15 protein-coding genes are annotated in these 14,983 nt (G+C 27.1%); 11 read left to right on the top strand and 4 right to left on the bottom strand.

Annotation, left to right across the window (positions count from 1 at the left end; all coding sequences use genetic code 11):
• Positions 1-37 precede the first annotated feature (37 nt).
• Complete coding sequence (locus RWY47_RS17110; RefSeq protein ID WP_150843154.1) at positions 38-1,252, bottom strand: pyridoxal phosphate-dependent aminotransferase; 1,215 nt, start codon at positions 1,250-1,252, stop codon at positions 38-40.
• Positions 1,253-1,511: 259 nt separating this feature from the next.
• On the opposite strand from RWY47_RS17110, the gene RWY47_RS17115 reads away from it, so the two are divergent.
• From RWY47_RS17115 to RWY47_RS17125, 3 genes are read left to right on the top strand one after another with little or no spacing between them, the layout of a single operon-like run.
• The gene (locus RWY47_RS17115) at positions 1,512-2,462 is read left to right on the top strand and encodes a galactose-1-phosphate uridylyltransferase (RefSeq protein WP_150843153.1); all 951 of its coding nucleotides are present in this window, start codon (positions 1,512-1,514) and stop codon (positions 2,460-2,462) included.
• A 17-nt stretch (positions 2,463-2,479) separates the two neighbouring features.
• Entirely contained in the window at positions 2,480-3,232 is a 753-nt protein-coding gene (locus RWY47_RS17120; RefSeq protein WP_142729938.1) for an exodeoxyribonuclease III, read from the top strand.
• 60 nt (positions 3,233-3,292) lie between these two features.
• The gene (locus tag RWY47_RS17125) at positions 3,293-3,619 is read left to right on the top strand and encodes a hypothetical protein (RefSeq protein WP_021429765.1); all 327 of its coding nucleotides are present in this window, start codon (positions 3,293-3,295) and stop codon (positions 3,617-3,619) included.
• 36 nt (positions 3,620-3,655) lie between these two features.
• On the opposite strand, the gene RWY47_RS17130 is transcribed toward RWY47_RS17125, so the two are convergent.
• Positions 3,656-4,495 carry a 3'-5' exonuclease gene (locus RWY47_RS17130; RefSeq protein ID WP_150843152.1) on the bottom strand — a complete coding sequence of 280 codons (840 nt, stop codon included), beginning with the start codon at positions 4,493-4,495 and terminating at the stop codon, positions 3,656-3,658.
• A gap of 224 nt (positions 4,496-4,719) precedes the next feature.
• Between RWY47_RS17130 and RWY47_RS17135 the strand changes: the two genes are divergently transcribed.
• Positions 4,720-6,618: a glutamine synthetase catalytic domain protein gene (locus RWY47_RS17135; protein ID WP_021429770.1), complete on the top strand. Its 1,899-nt coding sequence runs from the start codon at positions 4,720-4,722 to the stop codon at positions 6,616-6,618.
• A gap of 104 nt (positions 6,619-6,722) precedes the next feature.
• Here RWY47_RS17135 and RWY47_RS17140 read toward each other — a convergent pair whose 3' ends face one another.
• A complete protein-coding gene (locus RWY47_RS17140) occupies positions 6,723-7,103 on the bottom strand; it encodes a hypothetical protein (protein ID WP_021429644.1) in 381 nt (126 codons plus the stop codon).
• A gap of 162 nt (positions 7,104-7,265) precedes the next feature.
• Between RWY47_RS17140 and RWY47_RS17145 the strand changes: the two genes are divergently transcribed.
• From RWY47_RS17145 to RWY47_RS17155, 3 genes are all read left to right on the top strand, one after another.
• Positions 7,266-8,060: a M23 family metallopeptidase gene (locus RWY47_RS17145; protein WP_150887120.1), complete on the top strand. Its 795-nt coding sequence runs from the start codon at positions 7,266-7,268 to the stop codon at positions 8,058-8,060.
• A 309-nt stretch (positions 8,061-8,369) separates the two neighbouring features.
• Positions 8,370-9,638, top strand: a complete 1,269-nt coding sequence (locus RWY47_RS17150) for a cation:proton antiporter (RefSeq protein WP_021429695.1) — start codon at positions 8,370-8,372, stop codon at positions 9,636-9,638.
• 177 nt (positions 9,639-9,815) lie between these two features.
• Entirely contained in the window at positions 9,816-10,502 is a 687-nt protein-coding gene (locus tag RWY47_RS17155) for a hypothetical protein (protein WP_025161603.1), read from the top strand.
• Positions 10,503-10,511: 9 nt separating this feature from the next.
• Here the strand turns inward: RWY47_RS17155 and RWY47_RS17160 are convergent, their stop codons facing one another.
• Positions 10,512-11,630 (bottom strand): MGDG synthase family glycosyltransferase, encoded by a 1,119-nt coding sequence (locus RWY47_RS17160; RefSeq protein ID WP_029878033.1) that lies wholly within the window; start codon positions 11,628-11,630, stop codon positions 10,512-10,514.
• A 94-nt stretch (positions 11,631-11,724) separates the two neighbouring features.
• On the opposite strand from RWY47_RS17160, the gene RWY47_RS17165 reads away from it, so the two are divergent.
• The 4 genes from RWY47_RS17165 to RWY47_RS17180 form a co-directional block, all read left to right on the top strand.
• Entirely contained in the window at positions 11,725-13,059 is a 1,335-nt protein-coding gene (locus RWY47_RS17165; protein ID WP_168930653.1) for a YjiH family protein, read from the top strand.
• A gap of 19 nt (positions 13,060-13,078) precedes the next feature.
• Entirely contained in the window at positions 13,079-14,110 is a 1,032-nt protein-coding gene (locus RWY47_RS17170; protein ID WP_224170414.1) for a M42 family metallopeptidase, read from the top strand.
• A gap of 292 nt (positions 14,111-14,402) precedes the next feature.
• Positions 14,403-14,714: a PadR family transcriptional regulator gene (locus RWY47_RS17175; RefSeq protein WP_150843147.1), complete on the top strand. Its 312-nt coding sequence runs from the start codon at positions 14,403-14,405 to the stop codon at positions 14,712-14,714.
• Positions 14,715-14,727: 13 nt separating this feature from the next.
• A partial coding sequence (locus RWY47_RS17180; protein WP_316030379.1) for a DUF1700 domain-containing protein occupies positions 14,728-14,983 on the top strand: 256 nt, incomplete at its 3' end.

A 14,983-nucleotide genomic window follows, 5' to 3' on the forward strand; every position in this document is an offset into this window, starting at 1 on the left:
AAAAATAGACTAATCATTTGATTAGTCTATTTTAAATTTAGTTATTAGTTGCTAAATCATTTTTAACTTCCATATATTTTTCAAGACCTTCTTTTAAAATATTTGCAGCTTTCTTTAAATCATGTTCATTTAATATATAAGCAAGTCTTATTTCGCTTTTACCTAAGCCTTCAGTTCCATAGAATCCTTCAGCAGGGCAAGCCATAACAGTTTCTCCATCTACATCAAATTCATTTAGCATCCAGATTACAAAATCTTCTGCATTTTCTATTGGTAATTTAGCAAGTATATAAAATGCACCTGTTGGCTTTTTGCATATTACTCCTTCAACTTTCATTAATTCACTATATAAAACATCTCTTCTTTTTTCATATTCTTCATTAACTTTTTTAAAATAAGTATTAGGAGTTTTGTACAATTCTATAGATCCTATTTGATCAAGAGTAGATACACACAATCTTCCTTGGCACAATTTTAAAACCTGAGCAATGAACTCTTTATTTTTACAAGCTAAAGACCCTATTCTTGCTCCACATGCACTATATCTTTTTGATACGCTGTCAACTATTATTACTCTATCTTTTATTTCTTCTATATTTCCGAAGCTTATATAATCTAAGTTATCATAAACAAACTCTCTATAAACTTCATCAGCGATTATCCATAAGTTATTTTCTTTTGCTATATCAGCTAACATATGAACTTCTTCTTTTGTATAAACAGTTCCAGTTGGATTTCCTGGATTTGATATAAGTATTGCTTTAGTGTTTTTATCAATCTTAGAACAAATTTCTTCTTTGTTTGGAAGATGGAATCCATTTTCTGGATGCGTAGTTATAGGTTTTACAAAAACGTTTACACAAGAACTGAAACCATTGTAGTTTGTATAAAATGGTTCAGGCACTAAAATGTTGTCACCAGGATCACAAATAGCCATCATGGAAAATAATAAAGCCTCACTACCACCATTAGTTATAAGTATTTCATCTTTTTCAAAATTCATGTCATATGTAGCATAATAATCAATCATTGCATCTATTAACTCAGGCAAACCTTGAGATACAGCATACTCTAAAACCTCGCTATTGAAAGTATTGACAGCATCAAAAAAACCTTTAGGTGTTTTTATATCAGGTTGACCTATGTTTAAATGATAAACCTTTATTCCTTTTTCCTTTGCAGCTGTGGCATAAGGAACTAACTTTCTTATAGGTGAAGATTGCATAGAAATAACTCTATTAGAAAAGTACATTTTTAATACCCCCTGTATTATGAAAAATATGTAAAATCCCCTTACAAGAGAATAATATCATAAACGAAGGTAAAAAGCACTCAGTTTTTTCAGATATCATAAGGGTTTTATAAGATTTACAATCTGTGATAAAATATGTAAAATTATAACTATAGATTTACAAAAAATATTATAGCAAAATAGTATTTTGAAGATATTATATTAAGTATATATTTAAAAATTAATTAATTAATAAATACTCTGAATAGAGGTGTTAAATTTGAGTGATTTAAGGGTAGATTTATTTAGTGGAGATGTAATTATATTTGCTCCTGATAGAACAGGTAGACCGACTGATATGAAAAAAATTGAAGATGAAAAAGAATTAACTAATATTTATGAAGAGAAATGCCCTTTTTGTAGAGGGAATGAAGAACTTTCAGCAGGAACGACTTTTCAAATAAAGGGTGATTCTGGATGGATATGCAAATCTATTTATAATAAATATCCAATAATAGAAGAAGGGGCAATAGGAATAAGTGGAATTCATGAAGTTATTATAGATACATACAGACACAATGGTTCTTTTTATAATATGAGTGAAATTGAATTTAAAAATATGTTTCTCGCATACCAAAATAGGTATAAAGAGTATATAGAAAATAAAGATACTGTATATATTAGTATATTTAAGAACTTTCTTAAGAAGGCTGGAGCATCTTTAGCTCATCCTCATTCGCAAATTATTTCTATGTCTTTAGTACCTAAATATATAAAAAATGAAGTAGAGATACTAAAAGAGTACTATGAAAGTAAAAAAGAAAGTTTGTATGAGAAAGTAATAAATGAAGAAATAAGTTTAAATGAAAGAGTTGTGCACAACGGAGAAAAGTTCTTGGTGCTAATTCCATATGCATCCATGTACAACAATGAAGTTAGAATAATATGTAAAGATAGTTCTAAGTTTGAAAATTTAAGTGAAGTAAATTTAAATGAACTTGCCTACATATTTAAAAAAGTATTTGAAAAAATATACATTGAATGTGGATATATGCCTTTTAATTTATGTATGCATGCGCATCCAAAGGGATTAGAAAATGATAATTTATTTCATTTTCATTTCCATATAATTCCTAGAAAATATAACTTTGGTGGATTTGAAGTAAGTAATGGAATATATGTATCTTCAACTAAGCCACAAGACTTTGCAAAAAAAATAAAATTTAAGTAGATACAAAGGAGAAAAATATGAAATTTATATCTTGGAATGTAAACGGCCTGAGAGCTTGTGTAACTAAAGGCTTTATGGAATTTTTTAAAGAAATAGATGCAGATATATTTTGTTTGCAAGAAACAAAACTTCAAGAAGGTCAAATTGACTTAGATCTTGAAGGATACTATGATTATTGGAATTATGCTCAAAAGAAAGGTTATTCAGGGACTGCTATATTTTCAAAAAATAAGGCATTAGATGTTAAGTATGGAATAGGAATAGAAGAGCATGATAATGAAGGAAGAGTTATAACATTAGAATTTGAAGATTTTTACTTTGTTACAGTATATACTCCGAATTCACAACAGGGTTTAAAAAGACTTGAATATAGAATGCAGTGGGAAGATGATTTTAGAGATTATTTAAATAGGTTAGATGAGATAAAACCTGTGATAATGTGTGGTGATTTAAATGTAGCTCATACAGAGATAGATTTGAAAAATCCTAAGACAAATAGAAAAAATGCTGGATTTACAGATGATGAAAGAAATAAATTCACAGATTTTTTAAATTCAGGATTTATAGATACTTATAGATTCTTTAATCCAGATAAAGAAGGCGTATATAGCTGGTGGTCATATAGATTTAATGCTAGAAACAATAATGCTGGATGGAGAATTGATTATTTCTGTGCATCTAATAAGTTAAAAGATAGACTGGTATCAGCGGACATTCATACTGAAATACTAGGTTCTGATCATTGTCCAGTTGAGTTAGTAATAAAATAAAACATAAAATCATAATACCTTTAATATAATTTAATAAACTGTTAAATAAAGGAGGGTATTATGAATATAGTACAGCTTAAAGAAAAAGTAAATAAAGGGATAGCTTTAGGAGCTGAAGTTGTTTATATAAAAGAAGAGAGTCTTTTGTTTGGAATAGAGTCTATAGTTAGAAATGAAGATAATGAAAGTGTAGTATTTATAAAGTCTAAAGGAGAAAGCTTAAAAAGTGAAGATTTTATAAATATTATAGATGAAGTATACAATCAAGTTGGAAATGTAAATGTATATGTAGGAAAAGAAAGCAAATTTAGAAATGAAGATAAACCAATAGATGTTGTAGAGTTTGCACAATATGAAAATATAAAAATGTTGTTTTTGAATGCATAAAAATATATAAAAAAAGATAAGTCCTAAAATTAGGACTTATCTTCTTTTTTTATACTTAAAACCATGTTTTGATTTTTTCTTACTAGATTTAGGTGAAGCTTTAGGTGTTGGAGCTGGTATATCATCTATTAAAAACTGATTAGTTTTCCCCATCTTATAAGCTAAATCTATAAGTTTCTTATCATCGGAAGTTAAATCTCTTCCTAGTATCTTTTTAAATTCTTCAAATAAAGCAAGGTAGTTAACTTTCTTTTTAACTGATTTAGATCTAGCTCTATTGGATTTAACAGGTGTATATACATAAGTATCTGCAACTATATTTTCATCGTAGATATTTTTTAAAACCAAAGCTGTATAGTAAGCGTCGTTTAAGGCATCATGGTATGCCTTGTCTTGTTCAAGCTGTAAAATTTGTATAGCATTTTGAAGGCCGATACTTTGGCCAGTTGGATTATTAAAGTAAGATGATGCATACTGCTGAACGTTTATATATAACTGGGGCAATCCTTTTGAAGGAAGGGAGTAATAATTTATATTTCTGTATAACTCCTTTAAATCTCCAGAACCCCAAACGCACATTATACTAGACTTGCTAGAAATAAACTTTCTAAATTCCTTATATACGTTTGAAAAAGAAGGTGCATCTTTTACTTTATCCAATGTTATATGAGTCATTTTTCCAACGAATGGATGGATGGTTTTATATATATTGGGTTTTACAAAACTACTAAATTTGTCGATTATATTAAAATTAGCATCAAGTTTTATAGCTCCTATTTGTATTATTTCAAAAGGGCATTGTTCATTAGAAAATGTTTTGTTATTTTCTTTATCAAATCCCTGATTAAATTCTAAATCGAAAACTATATATTCCATACGAATCTCTCCTAAAAATTTTTGGTTATTAATTTAGTATACCCTATGTAAAAAAAAAATCATACACAGGATTTTTAAGTAAATTTAAAAAATTAAATATATTGCGAACAAAATACAAATATATTATAATAATATAAATTATATTGCGAATTAAAAGTGTTTTATTCTGAAAAACATTATAACTTGCAAATCATAAAATAAAATCAGTGAATTGGGGGATAAAAATGCAATCTTTATTATATGTTATTGAAAAACATAGTCACAATGAAAAAGATTTAAAGGAACTATTGTCTCAACATGAAAATATAAAATTTGTATCTCTGATGGGAGTTGATCTAGGTGGAAATGCTATAGATGAAAAAATACCTATAGAACTTTTTCTAGATGATATTACAGGATTTTTAAATTCAGGGATACAAACCGATGGTTCTAGTGTTGAATTATACAATATAGCAACATTAAACAATGCAAAAGTTGATTTAATGCCAGATAATGATGCTATTTGGTATATAGATTATAATATGGAAAATATGTGTAATAAGTGCAACTTACCGATAGGAACTTTAAAAATACCAGCATTTTTATTACATGAAGGAAAAAGAGTTTGCTCTAGAGGGATTTTAAAAAAGTCAGAAGAATATACAAAAGAAGTTATAATGAACATAATATCACAACAACCACACATGCTTGAAGGCCTAGGAATAAGTAGCATAGATGAAATAGAAAGTATAAATCTAACTGCTGCAACAGAACTAGAATTTTGGGTAAACACACCAGAAGATAAAGCTGATATAGAAGCTCTTCATGTATCTCAAAGTTTAAAAGAACAGTATTGGAAAAGAACAAAAGGAATTATAAGAACTTGTCTAGAAAATAGTCTAATAATACTTCAAAATTTAGGGGTAGAACCAGAAATGGGTCATAAAGAGGTTGGAGGAATAACAAGCTCTATTAGTATAGATGGGAAAACTAACCATGCAATGGAACAATTGGAAATAGACTGGAAATATTCAACACCACTTCAATGCGCAGATAATGAATTATTGGCTAGAGAAGTTATAGAAGACGTTTTTTGTAGGAGTGGTTTAGAAGTAACTTTCAAAGCTAAGCCTTTAGACAGTGTTGCAGGAAGTGGAGAACACACTCACTTTGGAATTAGTGCAAAGCTTAAAAATGGAAAGATAGTCAACTTATTTTCACCAGAAGATATGAAAAATGATTATACTACAAAGTTTGGATATGGAGCTTTAATGGGAATACTTAGAAACTATGAAGTACTAAACCCATTCGTTACTTCGTCTAATGATGGATTTAATAGATTAGTTCCAGGTTTTGAAGCCCCTGTTTGTATAGTTACATCAGTAGGTCACTCTTACGAAGTTCCATCAAGAAATAGATCTATATTAGTTGGACTTATAAGAGATCTTAATAGTCCTTTAGCGACAAGATTTGAGCTTAGATCTCCAAACCCATTATCTAATACTTATTTAGTTATAGCGGGAGCATACCAAACTATAATTCATGGAATAAAGGCTGTTGCGGAGAGTAAATTAGGTACAAAGGAATTAGAGAAAGAGCTATCAAAAGATATAGGCGAAAATAGTTTTTATCTAGAAAAAAACAGAGCATATAGAGACGAAAATGATGTTTTTGAAGACTATGAAGAAGAGGAAAGAAATCAAAGATTCTCAACTCCTCCAGCTACTGTATATGAGAATATGAAAAACTTAGAAACTCAAAGTTATAAGTTAGAATCATTAACTCAAGGAAATGTATTTTCAGATAAAATAATAGACTCATTTAAAGTAGGGGCTATAGACAAATGGAAAAAAGAGCTTAAAAATAGAATTATACAAGATAATATAGATATAATAAGAAGTTTAAAAAAACTACACATAAATGATGATATGGACGTTTTAGATGAAGTTTTATGGGAAGAGATAAACTATATAAAACATTATTTAATGAAAGATACAATGAATAAAAAATCTTTATTTACAAGAATAAAAGATTCTATAGAAATTAAAGATTATGAAACAGCATCAAATCTTCAAATAGAAATGAAAAAGAAAATGAAAGAAGTTCAACAAAAATATATTCAATATCAAAAAAACATATTTTAATAGTTTTTATAATTAGATAAAAGAGTATATTAAACTACTTTTATTTAGAGTTTAGAAAGGGATTAAGCAAAGCTTAATCCCTTTTGTTATATTGAATGAACTTTTTATCTGAAAAATATATGAACAGATAAACTTACTATTAATAAATAAGCAATTATAGATGAGTATTGTTTTATTTTTAATTTATTTAAAAAATTTAACTTTGTGCAAGTTGCCATAAACAATACAAATAATAACATAGAACTACTATCAAATATAGAAAAAGTAGATTTTAATGTATAAATATGAGGTATTAAACATGCAAGTGATAGTATTAGTGAAGGTGTATTTAGTTTGCTAAGCGTAGGGAGTACTTTATTTATATTTGATTTTAAAGTTCTAGAGTTCACTATCAAATATATATCAGAAAGTATGTATGATGCAGAATATATTATTATGAATATAGCAGATATAATTCCAAAGATAACCTCTTGATTTTTAATCATATTATCTTCCCCTTTTTAAATAAATTAATAGGTTTAAACAAATAGTTTATATTATTTTATTAAGTTTGATTGTCCATTGTGATTGATATTAAGTTAAATTTTGAATAATTTATATTTAACTTGTCTATATTAAGAAATAGTTATTAAGAAGGAGGGAAAAGTATGATTAAGAGTTTTAAAATATTAATGGCTGTAGGTTTAATAACGACTATGAGTACACTTAATATATATGGAGCAGAGACTGAAAATTCATCAGGTGAACAAATTGTAAAAGATATATACAACTTAAAAATTGAACAAAAAAATATCAATGAAAAAATTTCAGATATAGATAAATCTATAGAAGAAAAAAAGTTAATTCAAAAAGAATCTAGTGATGTGGAAGTTGTTCAATTAAACTTTGTTGATGATGAAAAGAGCTTAAAAGGTAATGAAGATTTATTGAAAAATTCTGTAGAGTCAGAAATAAAAGCTTTAGAGGAGTCGAAAGTACCTTTAAATGATCAAGTTGAAAATTTAGAAAATCAAGAAAATAATTTAAAAAATGAAATGAATGGAAAAGTAAATCATGGATCTTGGCCTGTGCCAGGATTTACAGAGTTGAGTTCACCTTTTGGTTATAGAATTCATCCTATAACTAAAGAAAGAAAACTTCATAAGGGTGTAGATATACCTGCTGATTATGGAACTGAAGTATTAGCTACTGACTATGGGGTTGTAAGTTTCTCAGGTGTTCAAAATGGATATGGAAATGTAGTGGCTATAAAACATTTTGATGGAAAAACTTCTATATATGGGCATAATAGTCAGAACATAGTTAGTGAGGGTGATTTAGTATATAAAGGGCAACCTATTGCTAAGGTAGGTTCAACAGGACGATCAACAGGTAATCATGTTCATTTTGAAGTAACGATAAATGGAGAGTTAAAAAATCCTTTAGATATAACTTCTAAATAAAAATTAAAAAACTATTGAAATTAAAGGCTTATATGATAAAAAATTAAAAGTTTATTATATAAGCTTTTTTATTGTTTGATTTAATAAAGAAAGAATTTTAGTGAATTTATTTTATTCTTGAAATTGGTATTACCAATTATTCAATAAAAATTAAAATAAAAAGGTTTTGAAGGAAATTGTTTGAGTTTTTGAAATATAATGAAAAATTATTAAGTAATTGACTTTATATTTCAAGAGTACTATAATTATTAATTGTTTGATAAGAAAACAGTTAGAAATCTAATTAATGGAAAGAATGGGGTGAACAGTATGGAAAATACAATGGAGGCAATTGCTACCAACAATCTATTGTTTATATTTTCAGTAGTAGTAGTAACAGGTATAGTATTAGGTAAATTAAGTGAAATACTAAAATTACCCGATGTAATTTTATATTTAATAGCAGGAATAATAATAGGACCAGCTGTTTTAAATATAATAAGTATAGAAGCTTTTCCAATAGAAAATAATCTTATACTGACTTTCGGATCGGCATTTATATTATATGAAGGCGGTAGAGAGATAAATTTAAAAGTTTTAAATAAAGTTAAAATTAGTGTAGGTTTACTTGCAACTTTAGGAGTTGTAATATCTACAGTTGTAGTTGGATTTGCAACTAGCAAAATTTTCCCAGTATCAATTATGACAGCTTTACTTATAGGTGCAGTAATAGCATCTACAGATCCAGCAGCACTTATACCAGTATTTAAGCAAGTTGCAATAAAAGATAAAATTAAGCAAACAGTAGTAAGCGAATCAGCATTTAATGATGCAGTAGGAGCAATATTAGTAAGTACTTTATTAGCAGTTATAACATCAGGATCATTTTCACTTGGTGAAAGTGCAAAGGAATTATTAATTTCAGTAGTAGTAGGATTAGCAGTTGGAGTTGTTATAGGTTTATTATTTTCACTTTTAGTGTCAGACAAAAAATGGGGTGTATTCCACTCATATGCACCAATAATTTCTGTTTTAAAGGTTGCATTAGCTTATGAAATAGCTACTAAGTTACATGGAAGTGGATATATGGCTGTATTTATAGCAGGACTTATAGCAGGAAATAGAAAATTATTCGGACTATGGGTACCAGATATTGATTTTCATGCAGAACATTGTTTTAGAGAGAGTGTAGGAGCATTATGTAGAATGGCTATATTTATAGTATTAGGAACTCATGTAGATTTATCTGCACTAGCACAATATTGGTTACCTTCACTATTAGTAGTTTTAGTTTTAATGTTTGTAGCAAGACCATTAGTAGTTTTAATATGTACATTATTTGATAGACAAGCTAAATGGAATTTTAAAGATAAGTTGTTTATGATGTGGGTAAGAGAAACAGGTGTTATACCAGCGGCTCTATCAGGAATAATTGTATCTATGCAACTTCCAGGTTATCAAATAATTTCATCAGTTGTATTTATGACAATTTTAATAACATTAATAGTACAAGCTAGTACTACAAAGATATTAGCTAAAAAATTAGGTTTATTAGAAGATGATAAAAATGAAAATTCAAAAACTGAAAAAGTAGCATAAAAAATAAAGGCTATCTAGGTAAAGTAATATGATTCATATAACTTTCGTTAGATAGTCTTTATTTTTGTGAATAAAAACTATGGAAAAGGAGGAAAAAAAGTAGTTTAATAGAATTTATTTTATATAGAGAAAAATTATAGGAAGATTTGAAATATTCAATAAAATGGAGGTGGATTTATGAAAAAAAGGCTTATAGGAGATGCCTTGGTATATTTTATTGCTCCGGTTGTTCTATTTTCTATATTTAAAGGAGAATCTAAAATATATTCTCTTATGACGACTACTATGATTTTAATTGCATACTCTATGATCATTAAATATAATCAGTTTAGGTTTAATTTTTCAGGTTTATTTTTTTCAATTGGATACACCTTTATGCAATCTTTAAAGATAGGATTAAATGAGCCTTATCATATATATATATATAATATATATTGTTTAATAATTGCTTCTATAGTTATAGTGATATTAAACTTAGTAGATAGAAACATATTTAAACAGATATACATAGATATATTGAAAATCCTTAATTTCAGTCAAATTCAAATCATTAACTCAATCAAAAAAAATAACTTATATAAAGAATTTTATAAGCTTACATCAATTGTAATTATCCATATATTAATATTAATTTTAGTAAAATCTCATTCAGTATTTAGCTTAGGAAAAACAGGATATTTGAATAATTTAAACATTGAAGCTTCAATATGTATTATATTTTTTATAGGAGAAGCTGTGCTAATTTCTAAATTTATAAAGAACACAAAATATATATTAACTAAAAGTAATATAAAAAATATTAAATTTGTTACAAATGAATCAAAGATAATAAATATTAATAAATATAAAAATATTAATAAATAAGGGACTATTTTATAAAGTCCCTATTAATTGTGTAACAAAAGATGCAATTTTATTATAATCTATAGAATTTTTAAAATTAATTATATTGTCTACCATGAAGTTTATTCTATCGTTTAATCTTTTATCAACTAAAGCATCTAATAAGTTTTTTAAGTCATCCTCATCGTTATATACAATGCCGATACCTTTATCTATTATAAATCGGGCATTTTCTATCTCTTGTCCAACTTTAGGAAGCATGACAACTACTGGAATTTCACTTTTTATAGCTTCAAATAAAGTTGCACCACCAGGTTTTGTTATCAATAATGTATGTTCTTTCAATAGACATGGCATATTTGTTACGAATCCTAAAACATTAATGTTTTTAAGAGGTTTTTTTTCTGTTAATTTATCATAAAGTTTTTGATTTTTACCACACACTATAGTGACTTCTAATGCATCTCCATTTAAGTCTAATAAATCATCTATGTAGTAAAAAAAATCATCTTCCATATCAAATAAACCTCTACCACCACCAACTATAAGTAGCTTATGTTTTTGAGATGAATTTTGCTCTGAATTATGCTCAAATTCTTTTTTTACAGGAACCCCAGTTACTTTAACTATATTAGGATTTATGCCTTTTTGAACGTATCTATTTTTTATCTCATGAGAAGCTACAAAATACATATTAGTAGTTGGATAAATCCATTCAAGACTATCTACAACGTCAGTAACTACTGTAATAGTTGGAACCTTAAACTCAGGATTTTTAGTTTTAAAATAATCAACACAAGTGCAAGCCATAGGAAACGTTGAAATTATAAGATCTGGATTAGTTTCCATTATATACTGGGATAATTTTGGAGTATACATTTTATAAGCGATATCATGTCTAGAGTCAAATGATTTTTTTAAATAGTAATAATAATTGTATAGTCCAGGAGTATATTTTGTATTAGCTTCATAAAGTTTAACAAGTGGCTTATTCATTTTTGGAACACTTGCACTTATAAAGTTTTGTATAACAACTTTATACGAAGGCTGTTCTTCAAGTATGTATTCTTTAATAGCATTAGCTGCACTTATATGTCCGGCTCCAAATTGAGCAGTAAGAATCAATATTGTTTTTTTGGTGTTATTCAATATATCACCTCTTTTTTAAAATTTAATTAATGATAGTATTATACATTTATATAAATATTAAATCAATTATATATTATATGTATGGAGGTAATGGATGGAAGGAATTGATACAAAAGAAAAAAGCAATGAATATAAAAATTTTGAATTAATGGATTCATTTAGAATAGTAATATATTCAATTTGTGGTATTTTTATATTTTTTTTGCCGATAAATTTAAAAGGTTCTACAAATACAATTATATATCATTTATACTTTTTTATTCAATCTAGGTATGTAGAATTAATTAAGTTGTATTTATTTATAATGGTATCTATAGGATCTATATTACCTATAATTAAACACAAAGAAAAGGAATATGATGCACTTAGTAATATAATAAAGTGCATAAAACCTATAAGTATATTATTCATACTTATAATTTTTTCTAAAATTGAATTTAGGACATATAATAATAGCAGTTTACTATTTATGAGAGATTTTTTGTTTAAATCAGTGATTATTCTATCAATAAGTTCTTTCTTTTTACCTCTTATAACAGAGTATGGTCTATTAGAAATTTTTGAAGCATATTTTCAAAAATACACTAAAAAAGCTTTTAAACTAAGTGGAAAATGTGTATTAAATGTATTAGTGTATTTATTTGTAGATATATTTAGTGGGATGTTTATGACTAGCCATCTATATAAAAAAGGAAAACTTAGACAAAGTGAAGCGTGCATAATGATTTCTTGTTTTTCTTTTACTAGCATTTTAAATTGTTACTATTTAGCAGATGAATTAAGCTTAAAGTCTGTAGCATTTACTATTTTTATGGTTATAAATTTATCCTTAGTTGTTAACTTTTTAATGTGTAGGATATGGCCTTTAAAAGTTAAGAAAAAATCTTACTTATATAAAAGCTCTTACAAAGAATGTAGTTTTAAAAAGGATAAGTTTAAAAATGCGATAAGGAGACATTTATCTACTAAAAAAAATAATAAGTTAATATTTTACATGTTTGAAAATTTTAAAGAATCATTTAATATAATTATGACAATATTACCCAATTTAGTTATAATTATATTTGTAGGAGAGTATTTAATAAATAATACAGGATTGATTGACACTATAGGTGAAATTACTTATCCAATTATAGAAATGTTTAATTTGCCATCAAAAGTTCAAATAAACGAAGCTTTATGTTTAGGCATGTTTAATGGAGGAAGGTATATAGAACTTATAAATAATGATATAAAAGATATATCTGGTCTTATAATATTTATAATATCTATAGTGCAAACGATATCAATTAGTACTAATATGGTATATGTAGATAGTACTGATATTCCGATTAAAAAAATGGAACTTTTAGTGATTGGAATAGAAAAAATATTAATATCTCTGACAATAATTTATTTATTTTACTATTTAATTATAGGAAACTTATAAAAATAGGGAGGTTTAGGTTATGGAATATAAATCTGAGTTAGTAAAAAAATATTTAACGGAAGTGTTAAATATACCAAGTCCATCTGGTTATACTCAAAATATAATGGAGTATATAACAGGAGTTTTAAAAACTTTAAATGTTGATTATAAAGTAACAAATAAGGGTGCTGTAGTTGCTACAATAAAAGGTGATGATGATGAATATCAAAAGACTTTATCTTGCCATGTAGATACATTAGGGGCAATGGTAAAAGAAGTTAAAGCAAATGGAAGATTGGAATTAACTCAAGTTGGTGGATATATGATGACTTCAGTTGAGGGTGAATGTTGTAAAATACATACAAGAGGTGGAAAGGTTTATGAAGGTACTATTCAAACTATAAAACCATCTGTGCATATACACTCTGACTGTAGAGAACTTCCAAGAGTTCCTGCTAACTATGAAGTTGTTATAGATGAGCAAGTTTGTTCTAAAGAAGATACTAAAGAATTAGGAATAGAAGTAGGAGACTTTATATCTTTTGACCCTAGAGTTAAAATAACTGATTCTGGATTTGTAAAATCTAGACATTTAGACGATAAAGCTTCAGTTGCAGCAACTTTATATGTTATAGAGTATCTAAAGCTTGTTGGAATAAAACCAAAACATACTGTAAACTTTTTCTTCAGTAATTATGAAGAGGTTGGTCATGGATCATCAGCAGCTGTACCAGAAAAAACTAAAGAGTTTATAGCTATTGATATGGGGTGCCCAGGAGATGGTCAAAACTCAACTGAATACGATGTATGTATATGTGCAAAAGATTCAGGAGGACCATATGATTATGAATTAACAAACAGACTTATCCAAATTGCTAAGGATAATAATATAGGATATAAAGTTGATACTTATCCTAATTACGGATCAGATGCAGGAGCTATGTTAAAAGCTGGATATGATGTTAAAACAGCTTTAATAGGTGCTGGAATATTTGCATCTCATGGATATGAAAGAACGAATTTAGAGTCTATTATAGAAACTATAAAATTAGTAACAGAATACGTTAAATAATAAAAGTTAAAAAGTCGTACTATTTGTAAGTCTTGATCAGTATAACTACCTAATTTGCTCCATACAGGTATAAAATCAACCTGTAAATGTCGCTTAAATTAGGTAGTTATACTTGATCTGTGAAAACGAATAGTACGACTTTTTTTAGTGAGAGGGAGTAAGCGGAGGGGAATAAAAAATTTAACAAGGTATTGTGTAGCGCACAGTAGTGTGCTATCATATGATTATGACGATGATTAAACAAGGTACTATATAAAGCACAGTAGTTATTTTTATAGAAAGGATGGAGTAAATGAATACACAATTCAAAAAAGGTGTTTTAGAGATATGTGTTCTAGCTCTTATATCTAAAAAAGATATGTATGGATATGAAATAGTTCAAAACATTTCTAAGGTTATAGAAGTGAATGAAGGAACTATATATCCTTTACTTAGACGTTTGACTAAAGAAGGGTATTTTGAGACATATATATTAGAATCAAATGAAGGGCCAGCTAGAAAGTATTATAAGATAACGGGGTTAGGTAAAGAAAATTTAATAAGTCTTATAGAAGAATGGAAAAACTTTACCAACGCAGTAGATTATCTTATTAATTTAGATTAAGGAGGTATTAAGGTTGAATAAAAGAGAATTTTTAGAAATATTAAAAGACTATTTATCTAATCACTTTTCTGATGATGAGGTTAATGATATATTAAGAGATTATGAAGAATACTTTATAGATGGAGAAATAGAAGGAAAAAGTGATTTACAAATTATAGAATCACTGGGATCACCTAAATCTATAGTTAGAGATTTAGTAGGAGAGATGAAAGAAAGCAAAATTAATAATAGTAACAAAAAATTTGATAAATTTCATGATGGTGTAAACC

The sequence above is a fragment of the Paraclostridium sp. MRS3W1 genome, from assembly GCF_032465715.1.
Lineage (GTDB): Bacteria > Bacillota > Clostridia > Peptostreptococcales > Peptostreptococcaceae > Paraclostridium > Paraclostridium dentum.

Bases quoted from the DNA above. Each gene is read 5' to 3' on its own strand.
- RWY47_RS17165 (WP_168930653.1), top strand. From the start codon at position 11,725: ATGGAAGGAATTGATACAAAAGAAAAAAGCAATGAATATAAAAATTTT.
- RWY47_RS17140 (WP_021429644.1), bottom strand. From the start codon at position 7,103: ATGATTAAAAATCAAGAGGTTATCTTTGGAATTATATCTGCTATATTC.
- RWY47_RS17120 (WP_142729938.1), top strand. From the start codon at position 2,480: ATGAAATTTATATCTTGGAATGTAAACGGCCTGAGAGCTTGTGTAACT.
- RWY47_RS17135 (WP_021429770.1), top strand. From the start codon at position 4,720: ATGCAATCTTTATTATATGTTATTGAAAAACATAGTCACAATGAAAAA.
- RWY47_RS17145 (WP_150887120.1), top strand. From the start codon at position 7,266: ATGATTAAGAGTTTTAAAATATTAATGGCTGTAGGTTTAATAACGACT.
- RWY47_RS17110 (WP_150843154.1), bottom strand. From the start codon at position 1,252: ATGTACTTTTCTAATAGAGTTATTTCTATGCAATCTTCACCTATAAGA.
- RWY47_RS17130 (WP_150843152.1), bottom strand. From the start codon at position 4,495: ATGGAATATATAGTTTTCGATTTAGAATTTAATCAGGGATTTGATAAA.
- RWY47_RS17150 (WP_021429695.1), top strand. From the start codon at position 8,370: ATGGAAAATACAATGGAGGCAATTGCTACCAACAATCTATTGTTTATA.
- RWY47_RS17170 (WP_224170414.1), top strand. From the start codon at position 13,079: ATGGAATATAAATCTGAGTTAGTAAAAAAATATTTAACGGAAGTGTTA.
- RWY47_RS17175 (WP_150843147.1), top strand. From the start codon at position 14,403: ATGAATACACAATTCAAAAAAGGTGTTTTAGAGATATGTGTTCTAGCT.
- RWY47_RS17155 (WP_025161603.1), top strand. From the start codon at position 9,816: ATGAAAAAAAGGCTTATAGGAGATGCCTTGGTATATTTTATTGCTCCG.
- RWY47_RS17125 (WP_021429765.1), top strand. From the start codon at position 3,293: ATGAATATAGTACAGCTTAAAGAAAAAGTAAATAAAGGGATAGCTTTA.